Source organism: Pseudomonas sp. BS3782 TE3695 (assembly GCF_050435305.1).
In the GTDB taxonomy this organism is placed as follows: domain Bacteria; phylum Pseudomonadota; class Gammaproteobacteria; order Pseudomonadales; family Pseudomonadaceae; genus Aquipseudomonas.
This window is the reverse complement of record NZ_JBNDKB010000001.1, coordinates 5,636,995-5,661,753: the sequence shown is the minus strand read 5'-3', so window position 1 is coordinate 5,661,753 and position 24,759 is coordinate 5,636,995. Positions and strand designations below refer to the sequence as shown.

Annotated in this window: 26 protein-coding genes; 15 read left to right on the top strand and 11 right to left on the bottom strand. The window is 59.3% G+C overall.

The annotated features are described in order from the left end of the window. Positions 1 to 5: 5 nt before the first annotated feature. On the bottom strand, positions 6 to 1,190 hold the full coding sequence (locus tag ABH909_RS25560; RefSeq protein WP_429438441.1) for a cyanate transporter: 1,185 nt from the start codon (positions 1,188 to 1,190) through the stop codon (positions 6 to 8). A gap of 536 nt (positions 1,191 to 1,726) precedes the next feature. Here ABH909_RS25560 and ABH909_RS25555 point away from each other — a divergent pair. From ABH909_RS25555 to ABH909_RS25530, 6 genes are all read left to right on the top strand, one after another. Beyond that, entirely contained in the window at positions 1,727 to 3,109 is a 1,383-nt protein-coding gene (locus ABH909_RS25555; protein WP_429438438.1) for a glutamine synthetase family protein, read from the top strand. 165 nt (positions 3,110 to 3,274) lie between these two features. Next, positions 3,275 to 4,924, top strand: a complete 1,650-nt coding sequence (locus tag ABH909_RS25550; protein WP_429438435.1) for a phosphoethanolamine transferase — start codon at positions 3,275 to 3,277, stop codon at positions 4,922 to 4,924. A 73-nt stretch (positions 4,925 to 4,997) separates the two neighbouring features. After that, entirely contained in the window at positions 4,998 to 5,657 is a 660-nt protein-coding gene (locus tag ABH909_RS25545; protein WP_429438433.1) for a class I SAM-dependent methyltransferase, read from the top strand. Positions 5,658 to 5,780: 123 nt separating this feature from the next. Then, positions 5,781 to 6,914 (top strand): ribonuclease D, encoded by a 1,134-nt coding sequence (gene rnd, locus ABH909_RS25540; protein ID WP_008074416.1) that lies wholly within the window; start codon positions 5,781 to 5,783, stop codon positions 6,912 to 6,914. Continuing rightward, positions 6,911 to 7,204 carry a YcgL domain-containing protein gene (locus ABH909_RS25535; protein WP_007898694.1) on the top strand — a complete coding sequence of 98 codons (294 nt, stop codon included), beginning with the start codon at positions 6,911 to 6,913 and terminating at the stop codon, positions 7,202 to 7,204. Before rnd ends, ABH909_RS25535 begins: the two co-directional genes overlap by 4 nt. Positions 7,205 to 7,324: 120 nt before the next feature. Then, positions 7,325 to 8,257 carry a D-2-hydroxyacid dehydrogenase gene (locus tag ABH909_RS25530; RefSeq protein ID WP_429438431.1) on the top strand — a complete coding sequence of 311 codons (933 nt, stop codon included), beginning with the start codon at positions 7,325 to 7,327 and terminating at the stop codon, positions 8,255 to 8,257. A 125-nt stretch (positions 8,258 to 8,382) separates the two neighbouring features. Here the strand turns inward: ABH909_RS25530 and ABH909_RS25525 are convergent, their stop codons facing one another. After that, the gene (locus ABH909_RS25525; protein ID WP_429438428.1) at positions 8,383 to 8,976 is read right to left on the bottom strand and encodes a nitroreductase family protein; all 594 of its coding nucleotides are present in this window, start codon (positions 8,974 to 8,976) and stop codon (positions 8,383 to 8,385) included. Positions 8,977 to 9,253: 277 nt separating this feature from the next. Here ABH909_RS25525 and ABH909_RS25520 point away from each other — a divergent pair, with 277 nt between their 5' ends. Further along, positions 9,254 to 9,703 (top strand): YcgN family cysteine cluster protein, encoded by a 450-nt coding sequence (locus ABH909_RS25520; protein WP_429438425.1) that lies wholly within the window; start codon positions 9,254 to 9,256, stop codon positions 9,701 to 9,703. Positions 9,704 to 9,837: 134 nt separating this feature from the next. On the opposite strand, the gene ABH909_RS25515 is transcribed toward ABH909_RS25520, so the two are convergent. From ABH909_RS25515 to ABH909_RS25500, 4 genes are all read right to left on the bottom strand, one after another. Then, a complete protein-coding gene (locus ABH909_RS25515; protein ID WP_429438422.1) occupies positions 9,838 to 10,215 on the bottom strand; it encodes a YgaP family membrane protein in 378 nt (125 codons plus the stop codon). An 84-nt stretch (positions 10,216 to 10,299) separates the two neighbouring features. Next, positions 10,300 to 10,770, bottom strand: coding sequence for an RNA methyltransferase (locus ABH909_RS25510; RefSeq protein ID WP_007942196.1), 471 nt, complete (start codon positions 10,768 to 10,770; stop codon positions 10,300 to 10,302). A gap of 210 nt (positions 10,771 to 10,980) precedes the next feature. Beyond that, complete coding sequence (locus tag ABH909_RS25505; protein WP_007898702.1) at positions 10,981 to 11,352, bottom strand: YajD family HNH nuclease; 372 nt, start codon at positions 11,350 to 11,352, stop codon at positions 10,981 to 10,983. Positions 11,353 to 11,667: 315 nt separating this feature from the next. Then, positions 11,668 to 12,354 (bottom strand): spermidine synthase, encoded by a 687-nt coding sequence (locus tag ABH909_RS25500; RefSeq protein ID WP_429438420.1) that lies wholly within the window; start codon positions 12,352 to 12,354, stop codon positions 11,668 to 11,670. A 96-nt stretch (positions 12,355 to 12,450) separates the two neighbouring features. On the opposite strand from ABH909_RS25500, the gene ABH909_RS25495 reads away from it, so the two are divergent. Beyond that, complete coding sequence (locus ABH909_RS25495) at positions 12,451 to 12,741, top strand: hypothetical protein (RefSeq protein WP_429438417.1); 291 nt, start codon at positions 12,451 to 12,453, stop codon at positions 12,739 to 12,741. On the opposite strand, the gene ABH909_RS25490 is transcribed toward ABH909_RS25495, so the two are convergent. Together ABH909_RS25490 and ABH909_RS25485 are read right to left on the bottom strand one after the other, a co-directional pair. Next, positions 12,738 to 13,211 (bottom strand): cyclic nucleotide-binding domain-containing protein, encoded by a 474-nt coding sequence (locus ABH909_RS25490; RefSeq protein ID WP_429438414.1) that lies wholly within the window; start codon positions 13,209 to 13,211, stop codon positions 12,738 to 12,740. The two genes, ABH909_RS25495 and ABH909_RS25490, sit on opposite strands and share 4 nt — an antisense overlap. A gap of 211 nt (positions 13,212 to 13,422) precedes the next feature. After that, positions 13,423 to 15,477: a S9 family peptidase gene (locus ABH909_RS25485; RefSeq protein ID WP_429438411.1), complete on the bottom strand. Its 2,055-nt coding sequence runs from the start codon at positions 15,475 to 15,477 to the stop codon at positions 13,423 to 13,425. Positions 15,478 to 15,693: 216 nt separating this feature from the next. On the opposite strand from ABH909_RS25485, the gene ABH909_RS25480 reads away from it, so the two are divergent. From ABH909_RS25480 to ABH909_RS25470, 3 genes are read left to right on the top strand one after another with little or no spacing between them, the layout of a single operon-like run. Then, complete coding sequence (locus ABH909_RS25480; RefSeq protein ID WP_123501092.1) at positions 15,694 to 16,191, top strand: MFS transporter; 498 nt, start codon at positions 15,694 to 15,696, stop codon at positions 16,189 to 16,191. A gap of 31 nt (positions 16,192 to 16,222) precedes the next feature. Continuing rightward, positions 16,223 to 16,999: a class II glutamine amidotransferase gene (locus tag ABH909_RS25475; protein ID WP_123501094.1), complete on the top strand. Its 777-nt coding sequence runs from the start codon at positions 16,223 to 16,225 to the stop codon at positions 16,997 to 16,999. Positions 17,000 to 17,012: 13 nt separating this feature from the next. Continuing rightward, complete coding sequence (locus ABH909_RS25470; RefSeq protein WP_429438408.1) at positions 17,013 to 17,555, top strand: DUF2937 family protein; 543 nt, start codon at positions 17,013 to 17,015, stop codon at positions 17,553 to 17,555. A 98-nt stretch (positions 17,556 to 17,653) separates the two neighbouring features. Here the strand turns inward: ABH909_RS25470 and ABH909_RS25465 are convergent, their stop codons facing one another. Then, the gene (locus tag ABH909_RS25465) at positions 17,654 to 18,568 is read right to left on the bottom strand and encodes a LysR family transcriptional regulator (protein ID WP_429438405.1); all 915 of its coding nucleotides are present in this window, start codon (positions 18,566 to 18,568) and stop codon (positions 17,654 to 17,656) included. Between the two features lie 147 nt (positions 18,569 to 18,715). Between ABH909_RS25465 and ABH909_RS25460 the strand changes: the two genes are divergently transcribed. From ABH909_RS25460 to ABH909_RS25445, 4 genes are all read left to right on the top strand, one after another. Continuing rightward, positions 18,716 to 20,002, top strand: coding sequence for an MFS transporter (locus tag ABH909_RS25460; protein WP_429438402.1), 1,287 nt, complete (start codon positions 18,716 to 18,718; stop codon positions 20,000 to 20,002). Positions 20,003 to 20,081: 79 nt separating this feature from the next. Further along, entirely contained in the window at positions 20,082 to 20,834 is a 753-nt protein-coding gene (locus ABH909_RS25455; RefSeq protein ID WP_429438399.1) for a 5-oxoprolinase subunit PxpA, read from the top strand. Continuing rightward, a complete protein-coding gene (gene pxpB, locus ABH909_RS25450; protein ID WP_429438396.1) occupies positions 20,831 to 21,535 on the top strand; it encodes a 5-oxoprolinase subunit PxpB in 705 nt (234 codons plus the stop codon). Before ABH909_RS25455 ends, pxpB begins: the two co-directional genes overlap by 4 nt. Beyond that, a complete protein-coding gene (locus ABH909_RS25445; RefSeq protein ID WP_429438393.1) occupies positions 21,532 to 22,458 on the top strand; it encodes a biotin-dependent carboxyltransferase family protein in 927 nt (308 codons plus the stop codon). The genes pxpB and ABH909_RS25445 overlap by 4 nt, the downstream gene beginning before the upstream one ends. Positions 22,459 to 22,563: 105 nt before the next feature. Here the strand turns inward: ABH909_RS25445 and ABH909_RS25440 are convergent, their stop codons facing one another. Both ABH909_RS25440 and ABH909_RS25435 read right to left on the bottom strand, forming a co-directional pair. Continuing rightward, positions 22,564 to 23,742, bottom strand: a complete 1,179-nt coding sequence (locus ABH909_RS25440; RefSeq protein WP_429438391.1) for a vWA domain-containing protein — start codon at positions 23,740 to 23,742, stop codon at positions 22,564 to 22,566. A 25-nt stretch (positions 23,743 to 23,767) separates the two neighbouring features. Then, on the bottom strand, positions 23,768 to 24,613 hold the full coding sequence (locus ABH909_RS25435; protein WP_038979370.1) for an AAA family ATPase: 846 nt from the start codon (positions 24,611 to 24,613) through the stop codon (positions 23,768 to 23,770). Positions 24,614 to 24,759 lie beyond the last annotated feature (146 nt).

Here is a 24,759-nt window from a genome sequence, read left to right as displayed (position 1 = left end):
CCTGGTCAGTGAATGTGTTTGGCGTAATGCCGCGGATCGAAGCGCAGAGCCATCAGGATCATCAACGCCATGACGCCGGTCAGTGACCACCAGGCCCATTCGAAACTGCCCAACTGATCGCGAATTATCCCGGCCATCAGCGGCGAGAGGCCGGCAATCAAGTAACCGATGCCCTGCACGAAGGCAGTCAGCCCGCCCGCGCGTTGGGGATTGTCCAGATGATCCAATGACACAATCAGGCTCATCGGGAACAGCCCGCCGATGCCCAGTCCAAGCAGGCAGGGCCACAACAGGCTCAGGTGTTGCGGGCTCAGAATCAGCCCGCAGAAACCGGCCATGATCAGCGCCAGTAACACCACCAGAACCAAGCGCCGGTCTCGGCTGCGGTTGGCGATGGCGGGAACCAATAGACCCGACAACACTTCCATGGCCGTCAAAAAGCCCAGCAACAAACCGGCCTGTTGTTCGCTCCAGCCTTTTTCCACGTAGTACGGCGCCAGCCAGGCCAGCACACAGGTGTAGGACGCGGTGCCGAGGCCGAAGAAAATCGCGAGTAACCAGGCGCGGGAATGGGTGAAAAAGGATTCTTTGCCTGATGATCTGGCATCCCGCGTCGGCATTCCCGAGCGTTGAGCGCACCAGAACAGCAATGCCACCAGCGCCAGCGCCGCCCAGATCGCCAAACCCACTCGCCAACTGTCGGTGCGGGTCATCACCAGCGGCGCAAACGACGCGGCAATTGCCGCGCCGCCCATGATCGACGTCACGTAGAGGCCCATGCACACGGAAACGTTATCGCTGAAACGGGACTTGATCAGGGTGGGCATTATCGCCTGGATCAACGCAATGCCGATGCCAGCCAGCACGGCACTCAAGATCAGTTCCGCCGCCGAATCAAGAAACAGCCGCGACACCGTGGCCAGGCCGATGATCAGCAGCGACAGCACCACGGTGCGTTGCTCGCCCAGCCGCTGACTGACGCCGATACCGAAGAACATCGCCAGTCCCATGGCCATGACTGGCAACATTGTCAGGAGTGAGGCCAGGCTGAAACTCAGCGGGATATCACCGCGAATGGCTGATAGCAAAGGACCGACAGCGGCCATGGACGGACGCAGGTTCAGGGCGACAAGAATGATGCCGAACATCAGCCAGAAGGCAGGGCGGGAGGTTGCGCGTACGTTTTCCATAATCGGACCTTCAAAAACAAGGAGCCGATTAGGCGCGCGAGCCCCGCAGGCGGCAAATCAGAAAGTCTGGAGCAGTATTTAAAAATTAAATAGTTGTGATGCAACGCAGGTCCAATGTGGGAGCGGGCTTGCTCGCGAAAGCGGAGTGTCAGTCAATAGAAATGTCGGATGTGACAGCCCCTTCGCGGGCAAGCCCGCTCCCACAGGGGTATGTAGTGTTCGGTAGATTTTGTTCGCTTAAGGTATTTAGTGAATGTTTAGCCAATCCGTACCCAAGGTTCTTTAAATCCCGATTTAACGACTTAACCACCCGTGTGACGCTGCTGGTCATCTGTTTACTGCGGTCTTCTCTATGGACGGTTGTCCGGTCGCACTCCCTTCCGAACTGGCCTTCTGGGCACTGTGGCACTGCCGCCATGCGCGCCCGCCGGATTCCTGCCTGTCCCGTTGATTGTTCTGACAGGTCCCGCGCCGTGCGCCGGGATCAAACCGGCGGCGCCTGTGCGTTTGCCTGACGCGGATAGACGAGAATTCCCATGAGCTGTGCCACGACATCCTTCGCCACGAAAGAAGAAGCGCTGACCTTCCTGGAACACAATCCGGACATCGAGATGTTCGAGCTGTTCATCCTCGACAACAACGGTGTGCCACGGGGCAAGTTGTTGCATCGCGATGAACTACTGGCGGTGTACGAAAGCGGGCGGCCGCTGCCGAGTACCATTCTGGGCCTGACCATCAATGGCGATGACGTGGAAAATTCCGGGCTGGTCTGGGACGTCGGTGATATCGATTGCCGCGCCTACCCGATCAGCGGCAGTTTGCAGCGCATGCCGTGGCGATTGATTCCCACGGCGGCGGTGCAAGTCAGCATGCATCCAAAAGAGGGCATGCCTGCGACCATCGCCGACCCACGGCACCTGCTGGCCAAGGTCATCGAAGGCTTGCAGGCCGACGGTTATTACCCGGTGATGGCGGCGGAGCTGGAGTTCTATTTGCTGGATCAGCAGCGCGACAGCAACGGTCGGCCGCAACCGGCGCGGGATGTCGATGGCGGGCGGCCACGTGGGACTCAGGTCTATGGCTTGCGTGAACTGGAGCAGATCGAGCCGTTTCTGGCCGATCTCTATAGCGCCTGCAAGCTGCAGGGCATTCCGGCGCGCACGGCGATTTCCGAATACGCGCCGGGGCAGGTGGAAATCACCCTCGAACACCGCACCGATGCTTTGCAGGCGATGGACGAAGCGGTGCGCTACAAACGACTGGTCAAGGGCGTGGCCCACAAGCATGGAATGACCGCCTGTTTCATGGCCAAGCCTTTCGATGATCTGGCCGGCACCGGCATGCACATGCACGTCAGCCTGGCGGACAAGGATGGCAATAACCTGTTCGCCAGCGAAGCCCCGGACGGCACGCCGCTGCTCAAACAAGCGGTCGGCGGAATGCTCGGCACGTTGCTGGATTCGTTGCTGCTGTTCTGTCCGAACGCCAATTCCTACCGTCGTTTCCAGACCAACAGCTACGCACCACTGGCGGCCACCTGGGGGGTGGACAACCGCACCGTGAGTTTGCGGGTGCCCGGCGGGCCGGCATTCTCCCGGCATATCGAGCACCGCATTTGTGGTGCCGACGCCAACCCGTACCTGGCGGCTGCGGCGATCCTGGCCGGGATTCATCGCGGCATCCGCGAGCAGCTTGACCCTGGAGCACCCGTGGAGGGCAACGGGTATGCCCAGGCCACGGAATTGTTGCCCACCGACTGGTTGACCACGTTGCGCGCGCTGGAGGCATCGAACTGGGCGCGGGAAGCATTTGGCCGTGAGTTCCTTGGTGTGTACCTGGCGGTGAAACGGGCCGAATACCGGCAGTTCATGGGCGAAGTCGGTGAGCAGGACTGGCGCTGGTATCTGCATCAGGCTTGAAACGAATCTGCATGATTGAAAGTTCGAGCCTTATCCCATAGCCAACTAATCGTTGGCTTCTTTTTCACGAAAAATTGAGGGTGGGCTGCTTAAGATTTGTGTTGTCGCGGTCAATGATTTTTTCACATTTACCGCGGACACTTCTTTTAGGAACAGCCGACCATCATGTTGAAGTTAAAAGCCGTACGCCCCGAGTGGGTGACGTTGATTGTCAGTGTCTTTTTATTGGCTGGGTTCAATTCAGAACTCTGGCAACACATGTTCTTTATCACCGTTGCAGACGGTCCAGGCATCGCCATGCGTGTTGCATTCGGGGTAATGATCCTGGCGGCCTTCAACACAGTGCTGACCTTGCTGGCATTTCGACCTGTGATGAAACCCGTGTTGACCCTGATCTTTTTGGTCAGTGCCGGCGTGGCCTATTTCATGAGCCAATACGGTGTGTTGATCGACGCCGGTATGTTTCGTAACTTCGCAGAAACCAATGCCACAGAAGTGCGGGACTTACTGTCCGTGAAGTTGTTTGTTTATATTGTCGCTCTCGGGATCTTACCGTCGTGGCTATTGTGGAAAATCCCCGTCAACTACCGTCGCTGGCACCGTGAGTTATTAAGTAAAGTGCTGGTGAGTGTCGCATCGGTTGCGGTGATCGGCGGTGTCGCCATGGTCAACTATCAAGGCTTGTCGTCGTTGTTTCGCAATCACCATGAATTGCGCCTGATGGTGGTGCCAAGCAACTACATCGGTGCCTCGCTCGGTTATCTGCGCGAGCAAGTCGTTTCTGCCCGGCAACCCTTTGTCAAACTCGGTGAAGATGCCGAGAAAAACCTGATCTGGCAAACCCATGGCCGTAAATCCCTGACGGTACTGGTGGTGGGTGAAAGTGCTCGGGCCGAGAACTTCGGTATCCTGGGTTATGACCGCGATACCACCCCCCGACTGGATAAAGAGGCTGGCCTGATCGCCTTCACCGATGTGCATTCTTGCGGCACGGAAACGGCCGTGTCGGTGCCCTGCATGTTCTCCAACATGGGCCGCAAGGATTACAACGCCAGCAAGGCAAAGAACGAAGAAGGTCTGCTGGATGTGCTCAAGCACGCCGGTCTCGAGGTGATCTGGCGGGATAATCAGTCAGGCTGCAAAGGCACTTGTGATCGGGTCACTGTCGACGACGTGAGTAACCTGAAAGACCCGACGTTGTGTGCCAATAGCGAGTGCCGCGATGAAATTCTCCTGCAAGGTTTGCAGCACTTCATCGACACCCTGGATAAAGACACCGTGCTGGTACTGCACCAAATGGGCAGTCACGGGCCGGAATACTTCAAGCGCTACCCGAAAGAGTACGAACACTTCACCCCGGTGTGTGAAAGCAATGCACTGAACAATTGCAGCCGCGAAAGTATCGTCAATGGCTACGACAACACGTTGGTGTACACCGACCACGTGCTGTCGACCCTGATCGACCTGTTGCGCAGTAATCAGGACAAAGTCGATACCGCCATGCTCTATCTGTCGGACCACGGCGAATCCCTGGGCGAATACAACCTGTTCCTTCATGGCACGCCTTACATGCTGGCGCCGGAACAACAGAAGCATGTAGCGATGCTGGCGTGGTTCTCCGACAGCTATCAAAAATCGTTCTCGCTGGACACTCATTGCCTGCAATTGAGTCGCGAAAAGCCCTTGAGCCAGGACAACCTGTTCCATTCCATGCTTGGCCTGCTGGAGGTCAACAGCAAGGTCTACGACCCGGGGCTGGACATGTTTGCCGGCTGCCGTGGTGCAGTGATTGACGGTGTGCTGGCCAAAAAATGACTCCGTCGACCTTTTTTTCACGCGCCAGTGGTTAACCTGCCGTCAGTCAATATTCCAACCAGAGCCCTTGCACATGCCCGCGCTGCCCCCATCTGCCATCGAACTGGAGTTCGCCCGGCGCTACGATCAGGAACATGCCCGCGTCTGCCTTCAGTCGCTACCGCGTGGGCTGGCGGGGCGTATGACGTTCTGGCGCGACGAGCAACTGGTGCGTAATGCGCTTCAGGTGGCTGGCGAACCGGGACTGATTCTTGATGTAGCCTGCGGTGTCGGGCGCTTTTGGTCGATTCTGGCCGAGCATACGAACCGGGTGATTCTTGCGACCGATCCGTCTCAGGACATGCTCGATCATGCCCGTACCCACCATCCGCAGCACCTGCTGGAACGGGTCAAGACCTTTCAGAGTTCGGCCTTCACCATCGGTTTGTCAGCGAACGCGGTGGACTGCATTTTTTGCATGCAATTGTTTCAACATATAGCCAGTCCTGAGCATCGGTTGGCCATGCTGGGTGAGTTCCATCGGGTCAGTCGCGATACGGTGATTGTGGCGGTGCGAGTCAATGCGTATTTCACCCTCCGCCAGGCTGCGGAAGATGCATCCGTCCAGCCTCAGGCGAGCAAGGCCGAGCTTGAGGCCGAGTTCAGGCAGGCGGGGTTCCGCTTGCTCAGCCATCAGGACTTCCTGCCGGGTTGCGCGCGGATGCGGGTCTACGTGCTGCGTAAGGCCAGCTAGCTCCCTCCTGTCAGACAATTCTTGCGATCCAGCAGGTATTTTCGCTAAAGCTCTTGTTCAGTGGATGCGCGGAAATTGCCGGGGGCGATATATACTGCGCGCCATTCTTCAAGGGAGAGCCGTGTGGCCATCGATATTCACTGGATTCGCGACAACGATAGCCTCGGTCAGTTTTGCGCCGAGTGGCAGCAGCTGCCATTCGTTGCCCTCGACACCGAATTCATGCGGGTCGACACCTTTTACCCGATCGCAGGCCTGCTGCAGATCGGCGATGGCGTACGCGCTTACCTGATTGACCCGCTGACCATCGACAACTGGCAGCCGCTGGCGGCGTTGCTGGAAAACCCGGCCGTGGTCAAAGTCCTGCATGCGTGCAGCGAAGATCTCGAAGTGCTGCTGCGTCTGACCGGCAGCCTGCCGGCGCCGTTGTTCGACACCCAATTGGCCGCCGCTTACCTGAACCTGGGTTTTTCCATGGGCTATTCGCGGCTGGTGCAGGAAGTGCTCGGCATCGACCTGCCCAAGGGCGAAACCCGTTCCGACTGGCTGCAACGTCCGCTGTCCGACACCCAGATCAGCTACGCCGCCGAAGATGCCTTGCATCTGGCGGAAGTTTTCGTACAACTGCGACCGAAGCTTTCTGATGACAAATACGCCTGGGTCCTGGAAGACGGTGCCGAGCTGGTGGCCAACCTGCGTCGCGAGGTCGACCCGTATGAGGTCTATCGCGATGCCAAACTGGCCTGGAAGCTATCCCGCGCCCAACTCGCCGTATTGCGTGAGCTCTGTGCCTGGCGCGAGCGCGAAGCCCGCGCCCGTGATCTGCCGCGCAACCGCATCATCCGTGAACATTCCCTGTGGCCGTTGGCGCGCACGCAGCCGGACAACCTCGGCGCGTTGGCGAAAATCGAAGACATGCACCCGCGTACCGTGCGTCAGGACGGCGAATTTCTGCTTGATCTGATCAAGCGCTCTGGCAGTGTGTCGCCTGATCAATGGCCGCCAGCAGTGCCGGAGCCGTTGCCGGTGGACGCCGCCGCGCTGGTCAAACAGCTGCGCGCCATCGGCCAGGCCGAAGCCGAGCGACTGAACATCGCCCCAGAACTGATGCTGCGCAAGAAAACCCTGGAAGCGCTGCTCAAGAGCGGTTTCCCCAATGGTCCTTACCAATTGCCTGATTCGCTGCGTGGCTGGCGCCGCGAATTGATGGGCCAGGCGCTGCTCGACAGCCTGGCCACCGCCGGAGAACAGCCTTGAAACGTATTTGCTCCATCTATCGAAGCCTGAAGAAAAACGAGATGTACCTCTATGTGCTCAAAAGCGATGCACTGGAGCGCGTTCCGGAAAGTCTGATGGCGGCCTTCGGCAAACCGCATCACGCTTTCGATCTGGTGTTGACGCCAGAGCGCAAGCTGTCGCGCGAGGACATCACCGTAGTGCTGGAAAACCTCGAAAAGCAGGGCTATCACCTGCAAATGCCGCCGGCCGAAGACGAATACATCGAACACCTTCCGGAAGAATTGCTGCGACGCAACGACCCGATGTAATCGGCAGACAGGCTCTGTTCAGAGCCTTTATGAAACACTGGAATGATTTTGGCGAAGGCCAGGGCGATGGAGTGATACTCCGTCGGCGGCCGTCTGCACTGCTTTTGAAAGGTTTGAACCATGCGCGTTCTGATTGCTGAACACGACCACCCTGTGTATGCCCAACTGTTGCGTCAGGCAGCACCTGATCTGGAAGTACTGACCAGCGGCGACTCCGCCGAACTGGCCCGTCAGGCCGCCGAATGCCAGGTCTGGCTCGGCCAGCCGGACCTGCTGGCGACGCTGTTGCGTCAGGGCCACATGCCGGCATGGTTACAGTCGACCTGGGCCGGCATCACGCCGTTGCTGGCCGACGGCTTGCCACGGCACTATCGCCTGACTCGCGCAGTAGGGATTTTCGGTCAGGTCATGGCCGAATACGTACTGACTTACATGCTCGGCCATGAGCGCGAAGTACTGCCGCGGTTGGTGAGCCAGGTCGAGCGAAAGTGGGACAGTCGCCAGGGACAAAGCCTGGCTGGACGCAAGGTATTGATCGTCGGCACCGGTGACATCGGCCAGACCGTGGCGCAGTTCCTTGTGCCATTTGGCGTCGAGTTGTACGGCATCGCCAGCGAAGCCCGCGAGCAGGCGCCCTTTGTCGAAGTCGGCGCCCTGAGTGACTTGCCGCGTCTGGTCGGCGAAGTGGATTACGTGATCAATCTGCTGCCGAACACCCCGAACACTCACGACCTGTACGACGCCGCACTGTTCAAGCAGTTCAAGCCGACCGGGTTGTTCATCAACGTCGGGCGCGGCGTGGCGGTGGTCGATGCGGATTTGGTGGAAGCCCTGAAGGAAGGGCATCTGGCCGGGGCCGTGATCGATGTCTGCCGTCAGGAACCGCTTCCACAACGCCATCCATTCTGGACCGCGTGGGGCCTGCTGCTGACGGGGCACAGTTCGGCACCGACTTCGCCACCCATGATGGTGAAGTTGTTCGTCGAAAACCTGCGGGCGTATCAGGCGGGTGAAGCGTTGCGTGGGGAAGTGGATTTTTCACGCGGGTATTGAATTCACCACCAATTAAATGTGGGAGCGGGCTTGCTCGCGAAAGCGTTGTGTCAGTCACCTTGAGTATCGACTGACACACCGCCTTCGCGAGCAAGCCCGCTCCCACATTTGAACTTCATCGTTGGTTAGAGGGTGAAATCCCCCTCGACCGCCAACTCGCTCAGCGGGCGACGCGGGCTTGGCTCTTCGCGCGCTTGCAGGTACTCGGCCAGTGTTGCCTTGTCGCCCAACTTGCCGATCGCCACCGCCGCGTGCAGTGCATAGCCTTCTGGAATTTTCAGCTCTTTGCGGGTCAGCTCCTGATCGAAACCGGCCATGCCATGGGTGTGCCAGCCGCTGATGCTCGCTTGCAGCGCTAGATGGCCCCAGGCCGAGCCCGTGTCGAAGGTATGCCATAGCGCCGGTGTTTCCTCGGTGGCGCCGGGTATCGCAAAAGTGGTTTTCGAGATCACGATCACCAGCGCCGAGGCGTGCTGTGCCCAGCTGCGGTTGAACTCATTCAGCAGGCCCAGATAGCGCTCCCAATTCGGCGTATCGCGGCGCGCATAGAGAAACCGCCAAGGCTGCGAGTTGTACGCCGATGGTGCCCAGCGAGCGGCTTCGAAAAAGCTCAGCAAGGTCTCTTCAGCAATGGTTTCGCCGGTGAAGGCACGGGGCGACCAGCGATCAGTGAACTGAGGGTGAATGGCATAGTCGGCAACGCGTGGGTTAGCACTCATCAAGAGATTCCTTTACGTTTGAAAATGAGGGTCGTCTGAAAGCTGCGAACGCAGTTGAACTGCGCGATAGATTTTTTCAAGACCCTGGGTAGTTCATCTGAATGCAACGGGGTTGAGCGTGAATGGCATTTGAACATGGCCCCTTGCGACGGCCAAGCTGCTTGGCGACGCTATAACTGACAAATTCCGTTGTACCGATAGTCGCCCATGCTTGGCCCGCCGGTGCCTTGGCACTAGACTGGCGGCCTTTTCACCACCTGATGTTGATACTTGAGCCATGGCCGCCAAAGTCGAACCGTTCTGGATACGCAAAACCCTCGATCAACTCGATCAAGAGGAATGGGAATCGCTGTGCGACGGCTGTGGCCTGTGCTGCTTGCAAAAACTCGAGGACGAAGACGACAACTCCGTCTACTACACGCGTATCGCCTGCAAATTGCTCGACCTCAAAACCTGTCAGTGCACCGATTATCCTAACCGCCGCGACTTTGTGCCCGATTGCATTCAGCTCACGCCGGGCAAGGCCGATGAGTTCAAATGGCTGCCGCCGACCTGCGGTTATCGACTGGTCAGCGAAGGCAAGGATTTGCCGCTCTGGCATCACCTGGTGTGCGGTGATCGCGAGGCGGTGCATCACGAACGTATTTCCCAGTCCGGACGCATGCTTGCCGAAGGCAGCGTGGCTGAAGAGGATTGGGAAGATCATCTGATTTTTCGCGCGGGTTAAGCGTCGCCGTTTAAACGCCAAGCAGCCCGCTCCCACTGGGGGCTGCGGTGTACACAACATTTGTGCTCACCTGCGATCACTGTGGGAGCGGGCTTGCCCGCGAAGAGGCCATGAGCCCCATCGCAACGTTCGGATCAGACCCCAGCCTTCGGCGAGTTCAACGAATCATTACCCGTTACGGTCGCGGTGCTGGTCGCCGCTTCGGCATTGGCTTTCATGCGGCTCAGCTCATCCCCGGCGCGTTCGATTCGCGTGCGGGCGTTTTCCATGTCCTGGCGGTTCTTTTCCAACAGTCTTTTCGCCGCGCAATGCCCAGTGATTCCCCGGGCCAGGGCCATGCCGCCAACGGCTATTTCAATCAATCCGAACACGCCGCCGCGTCGCAGACCTTTGCTTAGCATGACCACGCCACCGGCCAGGGAGCCGGCACGCTCCCACCCATGAACGTTCTGTTCGGAATGGCTCTGGAAGGGGGTGGTTTCGATACGTTCTACAGGATTGAACTCACGCATGATCGATCTCCAGACAGGGAAGGGTTGCCAGATATTTAGCTGACTGCCTGGGCGAGCGGCTTGTTCCATCGAATATGCGGCACTTCAGCGGAATTTTGGCCCGGAGCGGGTGTTGTTGCCCTTGGCCATGCGGTCGTACAGCACAACGTTGACGGTGGCTGCCAGGTTCATGCAACCGGTGGTCGGGATGTAGACCACGTCTTCGCACCAGTCGCGGATTTCCTTATCCAGCGAACCGTCTTCGGGGCCGAAGATGTAGAGCGCGCGGTCCGGGTGCGTGTATTCCGGCAGCGAGCGGGCACCATCGACCAGTTCGACGGCGACCGGCACACAGCCAAGTGGCAGGATTTTCTTCAGGTCGTCGATGCCGATCAGCGGAATGTCGTAGTGGACTTTCTTGGTGTCGGTGACGAAATCGGCAGCGCGTTCATAACGCTTGCCAGTGTAAAACACCGACGCCACGCCATAGCAACCGGCGGCGCGCATGACCGAACCGACGTTCTCCGGTGATTTGGGGTTGTACAAACCAATGCAGCTGTACCGTTTGTCTGCCACGAGCGGGGTGCCTTCGAGAAAAAACGGCGATTATACGGGGATTGGGGGAGGGGGGGTCAGTTTGGAGATTGGTGGTGATTGTTCGATTGCCTTCGCGAGCAAGCCCGCTCCCACATTCAATCTGCGGCGTACACAAATAGTGTGTTCACCCGAGATCTAATGTGGGAGCGGGCTTGCTCGCGAAGGGGCCAGCGCAGGCACCGAAGATCTTTAATCTTCTTTCTTCATCAACCCCGCCAACGCCGCAAACGGGTTATGCGTCGCCTTGGCAATCTTCGGCGTGCTCAGCGAGCCTTCGTCGAAATACTGCTGATCGGTATACCGCGAGTGTTCGTTGTCGTGGCAATACAGGCACAACAGTTCCCAGTTCGAACCATCCTGAGGGTTGTTGTCGTGGTTGTGGTCGCGGTGATGCACGGTCAGTTCGCTCAGGCGCTTGCCGGAGAACTCGCGGGCGCAGCGGCCGCACACGTGCGGGTACATCTTCAGGGCCTTGTCGCGGTAACCCATTTCCTTGTCGCGCTGGTTGTCGGCGAGGATGCGGTCCAGCTTCGATGTATTGGTTGGGGTGGACGAACTCATGGGTTCACCTTTGTAAAAAGACTAATGACGGTTATGACATGAGTGTAGGGCCTGTCATCACTTATTTACTAGGCCGCGCCGGGTCTGCTGTGACGCAGGGCAAGGCGCGAGGAGCGTGGTTTGGTCATTCCAAACGAGCTCCGAGCAACGCAGCCCTGCGCCACAGCAGACCGGCCCTTCGGGTTGTGCCTGAAAACGAGCCAGGCTGCGTTGCAGTCCTTGGCAAGGGAGCGACCATTACCAGCGGACTGCGCCTTGCCTGGCTCGTTTTCAGGCGCAACGCGGCCTAGTAAATAAGTGATGACAGGCCCACGCTCAGCCCTTGAGCTTCTCGGCAATCCAGATGGTGTGGCGGGTGCCCTTGTTGCCGTGGGCGAAGACTTGTACTTCCTCGGCCTTGAAGCCGGCCTTTTTCAGTTTGTCGGAAAACTGCCGGTCGGCGCTGGCCGACCACACCGCCAGCACGCCTTTGGGCCGCAAGGCTTTGGCACACGCGCTCAGGCCGCCGGCGGAGTAGAGCCAGCTGTTGGCTTTCTGGGTCAGGCCTTCGGGGCCGTTGTCGACGTCGAGCATGATCGCATCGAAACCTTGAGGCTCGGCTTGCAGCACCTTGGCCACGTCTTCCATACGGATTACCGTGCGCGGGTCGAGCAGCGGGTTGCCGGATTTTTCGCCCAGCGGCCCGCGATTCCACTCCACCACGCCGGGCACCAGTTCGGCGACCATCACTTCAGCCGTTTTGCCCAAATGCTTGAGCGCCGAGGCGAGGGTAAATCCCATGCCCAGGCCACCGATCAGTACTCGCGAATTCGGCCGGCCGGCGACCTTGCGGCAGGGGATTTCGGCCAGGGCATCTTCGGAGCCGTGCATGCGAGTATTCATCAACTGCCCGCCGTCACCGCCCTGAATCTTGATAACGAAGTCCTCGCCGTATTCGAACAGGCACAGGGCACCGCCGTTTTCAGGGATGGGGGTGGTGTCGAGCAGAACGAAACGTTTCATGGGGCGCTCTTGAGGAGAAATTGACAGATGGAGGAAGGCAAACACGCGCAGTTGGGAGTAGCCTGCAAAAAGACCACAAGGCCAACGGAGCCATTGATGAAGCGCACCATTCTAACGGTCATTGCCCTGGCCGCGCTCTCGATTACTGAAGTGCAGGCCCAGGAGCTTCAGACCATCCCCACCAGTCCCGCGCCAATACCCGGTTCACCCGGCACCGCCACTCCGACACCGTATCCGCAGATCACCCCGACCAGCGTGCCCAAGGCCGGTTCCGGCAGTGGCGGGCCACCGCTGTTGCCGCCAATCGAAATGCCCAAACCACCCAAGGACCAGACCTTGCCGGGCCTTGAACCGAACACGACGAAAATCAAAACACCGGGAGGCTAGACCTGTTGCGAGAGCAACTGCCCATCGGCCATGCGCAAGCGTTTGGAAAGGGAGACGGCGAGGGCGCGGATGATTTTGGCGGCGATTTTTGGCGCGTCGTTGAGCATCTTTTCCAGGGAGTCCTTGCCCAGGTTGAGCAACTGGCAATTGCTCGCGGCCACGCAACTGGCTGAGCGCCGTTCGCCGTCGAGCACGGCCATTTCGCCGAACGCCCGACCGCTGCGCAAGGTGGCCATGGTCACCCGTTGTCCATCGCTGTTGGTCTTCTGCACCGCAACCTGGCCGGTGTGGATGATGCACATGAAACTGCCGGCATCGCCCTCATGGAAAATCTCTTCGCCTTCGGTGATGGTGCTGATGCTGAAGTAACCCGAAGCCGCCACGAAGTCTGCCGGCAACAGTTGATCGAACAGGCCGCAGTCCATCAGCCAGTCGCGAATTTCGTTGTTCAGTAAGGTCGGTTCTGACATGTCGTCACGGTCTTTTTCTTGTGGCTGGTTCCGGTTCTTTAGATGGTCTAAATCCCTTGTGGGAGCGGGCTTGCTCGCGAACGCGGAGTATCAGTCAACATTGATGTTGAATGTGATGGCCCCTTCGCGAGCAAGCCCGCTCCCACATTGGTTTTGCGCTGCATCCTGTCCGGCGTGCTGGTGTTAAGACCGGCACACCGGGCCAAGTTCCTCAGGCGATGCCCAAAACCTTGAAAACAAATGCGTATTCGAGGGCTACGTCACGTAATCCCTGATAACGACCGCTCATGCCGCCATGCCCGGCGCCCAGTTCGGTCTTGAGCAGCAGGGGATTGGTGTCGGTTTTGGTCGCGCGCAATTTCGCCACCCACTTGGCCGCTTCCCAGTACTGCACGCGACTGTCGTTGTAGCCGGCGATCACCAGCATGGCTGGATAGGCTTGCGCGGTGATGTTTTCGTACGGGGCGTAGGCCTTGATCCGATCATAGACATCCGGCTCTTGCGGGTTGCCCCACTCGTCGTATTCCGTGACGGTCAGCGGCAGATCCGGGTCGAGCATGGTGTTGAGCACGTCGACGAACGGCACTTCGGCAATCGCCGCAGCGAACAGCTCCGGCCGTTGATTGAGTACTGCGCCGATCAGCAAACCACCGGCGCTGCCACCGCTGATCGCCAGCTGCGATGGGGTGGTGAAGCCGTTGGTGATCAGGTGTTCGGCGCATGCGATGAAATCGCTGAAGGTGTTGTATTTGTGTTCCTGCTTGCCAGCGCGGTACCAGGCTTCGCCCAGCTCACCGCCACCGCGTACATGGGCAATGGCAAACGCCATACCGCGATCCAGCAAGCTCAGGCGGGCGTGGGAGAACCACGGGTCCAGGCTTTCGCCGTAGGCGCCGTAGCCGTACAGATAAAGCGGCGTCGGCTTGCCGAGGAACTCGCGTTTGACCACAAGGCTGATCGGCACTTGCGTACCGTCCAGTGCCGTCGCCCAAAGCCGCTGGCTGACATACGCATCGGCGTCGAACGGGCCGAGCACCGGGGTTTCCTTGAGGACTGTCTGCTCGCCAGTGGTCAGTATCAGTTGGCGAATCTGCGCCGGACGGTTCAAGGCTTCGTAGCGCAGACGTATCCGGTCGCTGACAAATTCCAGGCTGTTCTGCACATGCAGGCTGTAGGCCGCATCCGGCAATTGCACGCGATAGGGCACCAAGTCCCGGGGGCGCACTTCGATGATCGGCAGGCCACCTTCGCGCAGGCTCAGGGTCATGGCCTCGGCGTTCAGGCTCATGCCTTCGAGCATCACGGTGTCGCTATGGGGAATCAGGTTCTGCCAGTCGGCTTCGGTCGGCGCGACGCCAGTATCGGCGGCCTTGTACAGGGCGAAGTTGATGCCGTCGCGGTTGGTGCGGATCAGCCACGTCCACTCGCCATCGAGTTTGCCGTGGTCGACATCGTACTCATGATCTTCGACCCTCGGCGCCAGGCAGGTAAAGGCCTGATGCGGCAGCGAGGCGTCGAGCACCCAGACTTCGCTGGTGGTCTTGCTGCCCAGCGACAACAGCAGTTGCCGTTCGGAGCTTGAGCGATAGCAATGCAGGAAGAATCGACCGTCCGGCTCATGGAACACTTCTTCGGCCGCGGTGCCGTCAAGCCGATAGCGCAACAGTTTGTGCGGGCGATGGGTGTCGTCGAGTTCGCCGAAGAACAGCGTGAGGCTGTCGTTGGCCCAGGTCATGCTGCCGTCGCAGTTCTGGAACTCCAGCTCGCTGACGCGTCCGCTGGACAATTCCTTCACGAACAGCGTGTAAATCTCTTCGCCGCTGGAGTCGATGCTGTAGGCCAGACGCTGGTGGTCCGGGCTGATGCTGAACGCGCCCAGGGAAAAGAAGCCACCCTTGGCCAGCACGTTCGGATCAAGCAGCAGCAGTTCCTGGCTTTCGTCGATCTGCAGGCTGCCATCGGCCGGACGCGGGCAGCGGTAGTGTCGGGCGTATTCATCACCGGCGGTGGTGCGGGTGTAATACAGGTATGGGCCCCAAGGGGAGGGCAACGACAGATCGGTTTCGAGAATCCGCCCCTTGATTTCTTCGAACAGGGTTTCGCGCAGCCCGGCCTGGTCGGCGGTTTGCGCCTCTTGATAGCGGTTTTCAGCTTTCAGGTAATCGAGCACCGCGTCGGTGTCGCGCTCCTGCAGCCAGGCATACGGGTCGCAACCGTCGGCCTTGTGGGCAATCGGAGCGCTGGTGACGTTGGCGGATAGGGGCATGAATGGCTCTCGAACAATGTACGGAATAAGGGCTTCGCAACCTGTGGGAGCGGGCTTGCTCGCGAAGGCGGTGTGTCAGGCAGCATCAATGTCGAGTGGTACTCCCTCTTCGCGAGCAAGCCCGCTCCCACATGGAATGCGCTTAACTCACTGGTATTGGGACAAGCCTGACGTGCGAAAAGTCGTTACTATAAGCGTCTCTTTGCCTGCCTTGCCATGGACACCATGACCGAGAACGACTATCTGATCGCTTGGGGCCTCTACGCCTTTGCCGCTTTAGGCTGCCTGTTGGTGTGGATGCGCATCACCCGCTGGATGTGGCGTTGGCTGCGCGAGCCGCTGCGGCTGCTGGTGGCGGTGTTGCTGTTCAGTCCGACCATCATCGATCCGGTGAAGGAAAAGGTTGCCCCGGCCATCGCCATTACTGCCCTCGACTTGCTGTTCAAGGTCGGAAACAACGCCTGGCGTGCGGTTTCCGATCTGTTCATGTACGGCATGATTGTCTTCGGTATTTACCTGGTGTTCGTGGCCATCCGTTTTCCCATCGAGCGCGCCTCCAACGCTCGCAAGGAACAGGCGGCTGCCGCCAAAGCCGCCGCGCGGGCCGACGAGCCTGATGACGATCAGCCTTTCGGCGGTGCCGGCGATGATCGTTATGGCCGGCCGCCGGTGCCGAGCAACCCTCAGCGTTCGCGGGTCGAACCGCGCCTGTAACGTGCCCCAGTACTGAATCGAGAGTCCGAGCATGTGTGAGTTATTGGGCATGAGCGCCAATGTCCCGACCGATATCGTGTTCAGCTTCACCGGGCTGATGCAGCGCGGCGGCCGCACCGGGCCACACCGTGACGGCTGGGGTATCGCTTTTTATGAAGGCCGTGGCCTGCGGCTGTTCCAGGACCCGGCGGCGAGCAGCGAGTCGGAAGTGGCGAACCTGGTGCAGCGCTATCCGATCAAAAGCGAAGTGGTGATCGGGCACATCCGCCAGGCCAATGTCGGCAAGGTCTGCCTGTCCAACACTCATCCGTTCGTGCGCGAGTTGTGGGGGCGCAACTGGTGTTTCGCCCACAACGGCCAATTGGCCGATTTCAACCCGACCGCCAGTTTTTACCGCCCCGTTGGCGATACCGACAGTGAAGCGGCGTTTTGCGATTTGCTCAATCGGGTACGCGCTGCGTTCCCCGAGCCGGTAGACATCGAAGCGTTGCTGCCAGACTTGGTCGCCGCTTGCGCCGAATACCGTAGCAAAGGCGTGTTCAACTGCTTGCTCAGCGACGGCGACTGGCTGTTCTGCTACTGCTCGAGCAAATTGGCGCAAATCACCCGCCGTGCACCCTTCGGCCCGGCGCGGTTGAAGGACGTCGATGTGATCGTCGACTTCCAGGCCGAAACCACGCCCAATGACGTGGTTACGGTGATCGCCACCGAACCCTTGACCGAAAACGAAACCTGGACCCGCTACGAACCGGGCCAATGGAGCCTCTGGCGACGCGGTGAATGCGTCAGCCAGGGCAAGACCGAATAAGGATCTGTCCCCCATGTTGCTCAGTTATCTTCGGCTGGTGTTGTTCGCGGCAGGCCTGTTGATCGGTGTCCAGGTGCCGGGGTTCATCAGTGATTATGCCAAGCGGGTCGAGGCGCATCTGATCGAGGCGCAGAGCGGTCTGAGCGGTTTTCAGGGCACCGCCAATCAGTTTTTCAAGGGCGATATGCAAGCGCTCGTGGCCCATTACCGTGCCAGTGAAGACCCGATCTTTCGCAGCGATGCCGACAGCCTGAGCACCTTGCTTACCCGCCAACTGGCCCTGGACAAGCAATTCCAGGCCATGCAGGGCCCGTGGTATATCCGCGTCCTGCAAGTTGCACTGGCCGCCGACCCGGCTATTCGCAAGGAAACCTGGAACGGCTACAACTACCAGATCCTGCTGACACCGGAAGCGATGATCTGGGGCATGAGCGGCGCATTGCTGCTGTCGTTCGGCATTGAATGCCTGTTCCGACTGATCGACTGGGTGGTGCTGGGCGGCAAGCGTTTGCGCCAGAGCCGGCCGATTGAAGACCGGGATGTACGGGGGTTGTAAAAAAAGATCTAAAGATCGCAGCCTTCGGCAGCTCCTACATTGGGATGGCGTACACCCTGTAGGAGCTGCCGAAGGCTGCGATCTTTTGATTTTGATCTTCAACGACTCAAAACGATGTAACCCTCACCTACCTTGCGCGCATACCGCTCCACGACTTGCTGACACAACGCCACGATTTCTTCGACCCATTCCACGCCCACCCGCCACGACACCACCACCTGCAAATTTGGCGGTCGCTGATCGATGGCCAGCAAGGTCAATTCCCCCCGCGCCAGTTCCTCGGCGACCAACACCGGTGGTAACGCGCCAATGCCAAATCCATCCCTTAACAACCGGGTAATCGCTGACACCGAGTTCACGCAGTTGAGCCGCGGTGCCATGACGCCATTGGCCTGCATCAGGGCAAGCACCTCCTGGTGCGGTTGGGAGTTTTTCGAATAGGTAATGATCCGTTCCCGTGCCAGATCGGCGACACCCGAATATTCGCGGTTGTAGATGGAGTTGCTGGCGACGATCCAGCCCATCGGATGACTGGCCAGTTCCAGGCTGCGCACGCTCTCCTGGCGCAGCAGGTCGGTTTGCAGGATCAGGTCGAGAAAGCCTTTTTGCAGCTGATCGCAGAGGTTGAGCGCGGTATCGGCCACCAGCTCGATTTCCACCAGCGGGTAGTGATCCATCATTTGCGCCACCAAGGGGCTGAGCCAAGTGTGGATCACGGTGTCCATGACACCGATCCGGACCCGTCCGACCTTGCTCGAGCGCGTCTCGATCGAGTGCTTGAGCGCCTGCATCGTGTCCATCATCTGCTCGGCGTATTCGAGCACTTTCAAGCCTTCGGGCGTCAGGCTCACGCCGCGAGAATCGCGCAGGAACAGCTTCACTCCCAGCTCGCCTTCGAGCACGGCAATGCGGCTGGAAATCGATGCCTGGGTGGTGAAGAGTTTGTCTGCCGTCAGGCGAAAACTCTTGAGTCGGGCGACCCAGACAAAGGTCTCGAGAAACTTCAGGTTCATGGGATCAACTTTTTCTTATGCCTTGGCCGGGTTTTTATTAGTTGGACGCAGCAGGGCCAAGCGTCCAAAAATCGACGCATCCGGTTCCCACGATAGGCGTCGTCGGGGCTCAGAACAATACCAATAATATTTGCACGGAGACTTGCCATGAGTGCGCCCGACACCCTCGATATCCCCAAACTCACGGCTCGCCCGGGACCTTTCGACTGGTACCGCAACATCAATCAGCAGGAACGTCGCACGTTCTGGAGCTGCAAGATCGGCTATGGCCTGGACGGCATGGACACCCAGATGCTCAGCTTCGTGGTACCGACCCTGATTGCCATGTGGGGCATCACCACCGGCGAGGCCGGGCTGATTCACACCAGCACCCTGATCGCCTCGGCCATCGGTGGTTGGGTGGCGGGGATTCTCTCTGACCGCATCGGCCGGGTGCGGACTTTGCAGCTGACCGTTCTGTGGTTTGCGTTCTTTACCTTCCTTTGCGGCTTCGCCCAAAACTACGAGCAGCTGTTGATCAGCCGCACGTTGATGGGCTTCGGTTTCGGCGGTGAATGGACCGCCGGCGCGGTGTTGATGGGTGAAGTGATTCGCGCCAAGGACCGCGGCAAAGCCGTCGGCATGGTGCAATCGGGCTGGGCGCTGGGTTGGGGACTGACGGCGATTCTGTATGCGCTGCTGTTCTCGGTGCTGCCGCCGGAAGACGCCTGGCGCGCTCTGTTCCTCCTCGGTATTGTGCCGGCGATATTCGTGATTTTTGTCCGTCGCCTGGTCAAGGATCCGGAAATCTACCGCGAAGCCAAAGCTAAACAAGAGCCAAGCAATCCGGCCAAGTTCTACGAGATTTTCGCCCCGGGTATCCTGTTCACCACGATCCGTGCGTCGATCCTCACCACCGGCGCCCTCGGCGGTTACTACGCGATTACTTCCTGGCTGCCGACCTTTCTGAAAAACGAACGGGGCTTGAGCGTACTCGGCACCGGTGGTTATCTGGCCATGGTGATCGTCGGGTCCTACGTCGGGTACGTGATCAGCGCCTATTTGACTGACATCCTGGGTCGTAAAAAGAACTTCATCCTGTTCGCGGTCGGCTCGTTCACCATTGTTCTGCTCTACACCCAATTACCGGTCAGCAACGGTGTGATGCTCTGGCTGGGTTTCCCCTTGGGCTTCTTCGCTTCGGGGATCTTCAGCGGCATGGGCGCGTTTTTGACTGAGCTGTTTCCGACACGGATTCGTGGTTCTGGCCAGGGTTTTTGCTACAACATCGGTCGGGCATTGGCGGCGTTGTTCCCGCTGTTGATCGGCTTGCTCAGCCAGAAGGTGCCGCTGAGCGTGGGAATCGGCGCGTTTGCGGCGGTGTCCTACGGGGTAGTGATCCTGGCGGCGCTGAGCCTGCCGGAAACCCGTGGCAAGCAACTCGACGCTCAATAACCGAATAGCCGGTAACTGATAATCTGAGGGGCATATGTCCTTCAGTTAAAGAAGATCAAAGCCTACAGGAGTGTTCACCGTGAACCGCCTGCTATTGAACTGCGACATCGGCGAGAGTTTCGGTAACTGGACCATGGGTCTGGACGCCGAGGTCATGCCCTTCATCGACTGCGCCAACATCGCTTGTGGCTTCCACGCCGGCGATCCGAGCATCATGCGCAAAACCGTCAGCCTGGCCCTGAGCCACGGGGTGCAGATTGGTGCCCATCCGGCCTATCAGGATCTGGTGGGGTTCGGTCGCCGGTCCATGGTTTACACCGCCCAGGAACTGCAGGACCTGTTGCATTACCAGATCGGCGCCCTCGACGGCATCTGCCGGGCACAGGGCGGGCGGGTGAGTTACGTCAAACCCCACGGCGCGATGTACAACGACATGATGGCCAACCCGGCGCAATTGCGCGCGGTGATTCAGGCCGTGGCGGCCTACGACCGGACGCTGCCATTGATGTTGATGGCCACCCGCGACAACAGTGCCGCGCAGCAACTCGGCGATGAATATGGCGTGACGTTGTGGTTCGAAGCCTTCGCCGATCGTGCTTACGACAGCGCCGGCAGGCTAGTCTCGCGGCAACTGCCGGGCGCCGTGCATCACGATCCCGAGAAAATCATCGAACAGGCGCTGATCATTGCTCGCGGTGACAACCTCACGGCCAGCGATGGCAGCGCCTTGCACTTGCAAGCCAATACCTTGTGCGTACACGGCGACAACGCCAGTTCGGTGGCCGCCGTGCAGCGCATTCGCCAAGCCTTGAATGAGCAGAGCGCGTCATGAAACCACGGGTGGAAGTGGTGGCGCTGGATTGCCTGATGGTGCGTCTGTTCGATGAAATCAGCGAGGCCAACATGCCCTGGATGCTCGCCGCCAGCGAGAGTTTGCGAGAGGCATTCGGCAACCATTTGATCGATCTGGTGCCGTCCTACACGACACTGATGGTGCATTACGATTTGATGGCGCTGAACCCGGCCCAGGTGCGGAAATTGATTGCTGAGGCCTTGATCGATCTGTCGCCCAACGCTCGGGCCAAAGGTAAACGCCATGTGTTGCCGGTCTGGTATGACCTGAGCGTCGGGCCGGAACTGACCTTGTTGTCCCGACGCAGCGGATTGACGGTGCAAGAGGTGATCCGCCGCCACAGCGAACACGAGTATCAGGTGTTCGCATTGGGCTTCGCACCGGGGTTCGCGTTCATGGGATTGGTAGAGGAAATATTGGCTGCACCGCGTCTGAATACTCCACGTAAAAAAGTGGCGGCCGGCAGTGTCGGCATCGCCGAACGCCAGACGGCGGCTTATCCGCTGGTATCCCCTGGCGGCTGGAACCTGATCGGCCGCACCTCGGCCAACTTGTTCGACCGCGAACGTGACGGCTACAGCCTGTTGCAACCGGGCGACACCGTGTGCTTCGAAGCGGTCAGCCATGCCGAGTTCATCAACCTGGGCGGTGATGACACGCCGTTGGAGGCCCTGGCATGAGCCGACTGACGATTGAAGCAAGTACACCGCTGTGCCTGTTGCAGGACGCCGGGCGGTTTGGCGTGCGGCATCTGGGCGTGACCCAGGGCGGGGCGGCGGATTGGCGGTCGATGTCGTGGGCCAATTGGCTGTTGGGCAATGAGCTGGACGCGTCGGTGATCGAAATCACCCTCGGCGGGTTTACGGTGGTTGCCCAGGACGATTGCGTGCTGGCACTGGCCGGGGCGGATCTGGGGGCGCAAGTGGATGGCGAGGCGTTGGCGCCGTGGCGCAGTTTCAGGCTGAATAAAGGTCAGCGATTGCAATTCACCCAGTCGCTGCTTGGCGCTCGGGCTTATCTGGCGGCCCCGGGCGGATTTGATGCGCCAAAGGTGTTGGGCAGTAGCGCAACGGTGGTCCGTGAAGAGCTCGGTGGACTGGATGGCATGGGTCGGGCATTGGCCAAAGAGGCGCAGTTGAGCTACTCGGGAAACTCGCTGCTACTGCTGCGGCAGTTGGCGCCCGAACACGTGCCGGATTTCCAACTCAATGCGCCGCTGGACCTGGTGCTCGGTGCACAGATCGGCGAGTTCAGCGGGCAGAGTTTGTTCGACGCATTCAACAGCCTCTGGACCCTCGACAGCCGCGCCGACCGCATGGGTATTCGCCTGTTGGGAATGGCGTTGCAGTACCAGGGCAAGCCGATGATCTCCGAAGGCATCCCGCTGGGCGCGGTCCAGGTGCCGCCGGACGGGCAGCCAATCGTGCTGCTCAATGATCGGCAGACCATTGGTGGTTATCCACGCTTGGGGGCGTTGACGCCATTGGCCTTGGCGCGATTGGCGCAGTGTTTGCCGGGGGCGAAGGTGCGGTTGAGGCCGGTGGTGCAAGATGTGGCGCATCGGGAGCAGATAGAATATTTGCGCCGGTTTTCAAATTGCTAAAAGCTTCGCGAGCAAGCCCGCTCCCACATTGAATCCCTGTCGTACACAGATCAAATGTGGGAGCGGGCTTGCTCGCGAAGACGGCATCACAGGCAACAAAAAACTTTATTTGGAAAGAAACCGCATCCCTTCCTCCAACCCCCGCAACGTCAGCGGGAACATCTGGTCATCAATCAAATCCCGCACGATGTTGGTCGATGAGGTATAGCCCCAAGTGTCTTTCGGGTATGGGTTGATCCAGATGAGCTTCTTGTACTTTTCCTTGAAGCGTTGCATCCACACGTACCCGGCTTCTTCATTCCAGTGCTCGACGCTGCCGCCGGCCTGGGTGATTTCATAGGGCGCCATGGCGGCATCGCCGATGAAGATCACTTTGTAGTCGGCGCCGTACTTGTGCAGCAGGTCCTGGGTGGCGGTGCGCTCGGAGGTGCGACGCATGTTGTTCTTCCACACCGATTCATAAATGAAGTTGTGAAAGTAGAAGTACTCCAGATGCTTGAACTCGGTCTTGCAGGCCGAGAACAGCTCTTCGCAGATCTTCACATGGGCGTCCATCGAGCCGCCGATGTCGAACAGCAACAGCAGCTTGACAGTGTTGCGGCGCTCCGGACGCATCTGGATATTCAGCAGCCCGGCATCGCGAGCGGTGTGGTCGATGGTGCCGTCGATGTCCAGTTCTTCGGCCGCACCCTGACGGGCGAATTTACGCAGGCGCCGCAGGGCGACCTTGATGTTGCGCGTGCCCAGCTCGACCGAATCGTCGAGGTTCTTGTACTCGCGCTGATCCCAGACTTTGACCGCTTTGCCTTGGCGCTTGCCGGCATCTCCGACCCGTATGCCTTCCGGGTTGAAGCCACCGGAGCCAAACGGGCTGGTACCGCCGGTACCGATCCATTTGTTGCCGCCGGCATGGCGTTCTTTCTGTTCTTCCAGACGCTTCTTGAACTCTTCGATCAGCTTCTCCAGGCCACCCAGGGACTGGATCGCTGCCCGCTCTTCATCGGTCAGGGAACGCTCGAATTCCTTGCGCAGCCAGTCTTCGGGAATCAACGCCTGGAGATGATCGTCGAGCTTTTCCAGGCCATTGAAATAGGCACCGAAGGCCCGGTCGAACTTGTCGAAATGCTTTTCGTCCTTCACCAGGATCGCCCGCGACAAGTAATAGAACTCGTCCATGTCGGCGAAAGTCACGCGCTGTTTCAGCGCGTTGATCAGGTCCAGCAGCTCACGTACCGAGACCGGCACCTTGGCTGCACGCATTTCATTGAACAGGTTGAGCAGCATGGCGATCGCCTCTCTCTATCGGGGCTTAGCGAGAGCCGCGACGGCTCATGAACGCCAGACGCTCAAGCAATTGCACGTCTTGTTCGTTCTTCACCAAGGCGCCGGCCAGTGGCGGAATGGCCTTGGTCGGATCGCGCTCGCGCAGCACCGCTTCACCGATATTGTCGGCCATCAGCAGCTTCAGCCAGTCCACCAGTTCGGAGGTCGATGGCTTCTTCTTCAGGCCCGGCACCTTGCGCACGTCGAAGAACACGTCCAGCGCTTCGCTGACCAGGTCTTTCTTGATGTTCGGGTAATGCACGTCGACGATCCGCTGCATCGTGACGCGATCCGGGAAGGCGATGTAGTGGAAGAAGCAGCGGCGCAGGAAGGCGTCCGGTAGCTCTTTCTCGTTGTTGGAGGTAATGATGATGATCGGGCGCTTCTTGGCCTTGATGGTCTCGTCGATCTCGTAAACGTAGAACTCCATCTTGTCGAGTTCTTGCAGCAAGTCGTTGGGGAACTCGATGTCGGCCTTGTCGATTTCGTCGATCAGCAGGATCACCCGCTCTTCGGACTCGAACGCTTCCCAGAGCTTGCCCTTTTTCAGGTAGTTGCGAACGTCGTGGACCTTTTCCGTGCCCAGTTGCGAGTCTCGCAGGCGGCTGACCGCGTCGTACTCGTACAGGCCTTGATGCGCCTTGGTGGTGGACTTGATGTGCCAGGTAATCAACTTGGCGCCGAAAGACTCGGCCAGTTGTTCGGCAAGCATGGTCTTGCCGGTGCCCGGCTCGCCCTTGACCAGCAGTGGCCGCTCCAGGGTGATAGCGGCGTTGACCGCCAGCTTCAGGTCATCGGTGGCGACGTAGGCCTGGGTGCCTTCGAACTTCATCTGCTAATCCTCGAACGGTAACGCCGACCTGAACGAGGCAGGGCGGGGCGCAATAAATGGTCAGGTTCGACTATAACGCGCTGCCCGGTCGACTGTGAACGCAGACGGCTTATTCAGTCTCTGAATGGAGCGTCACATCTTGACTC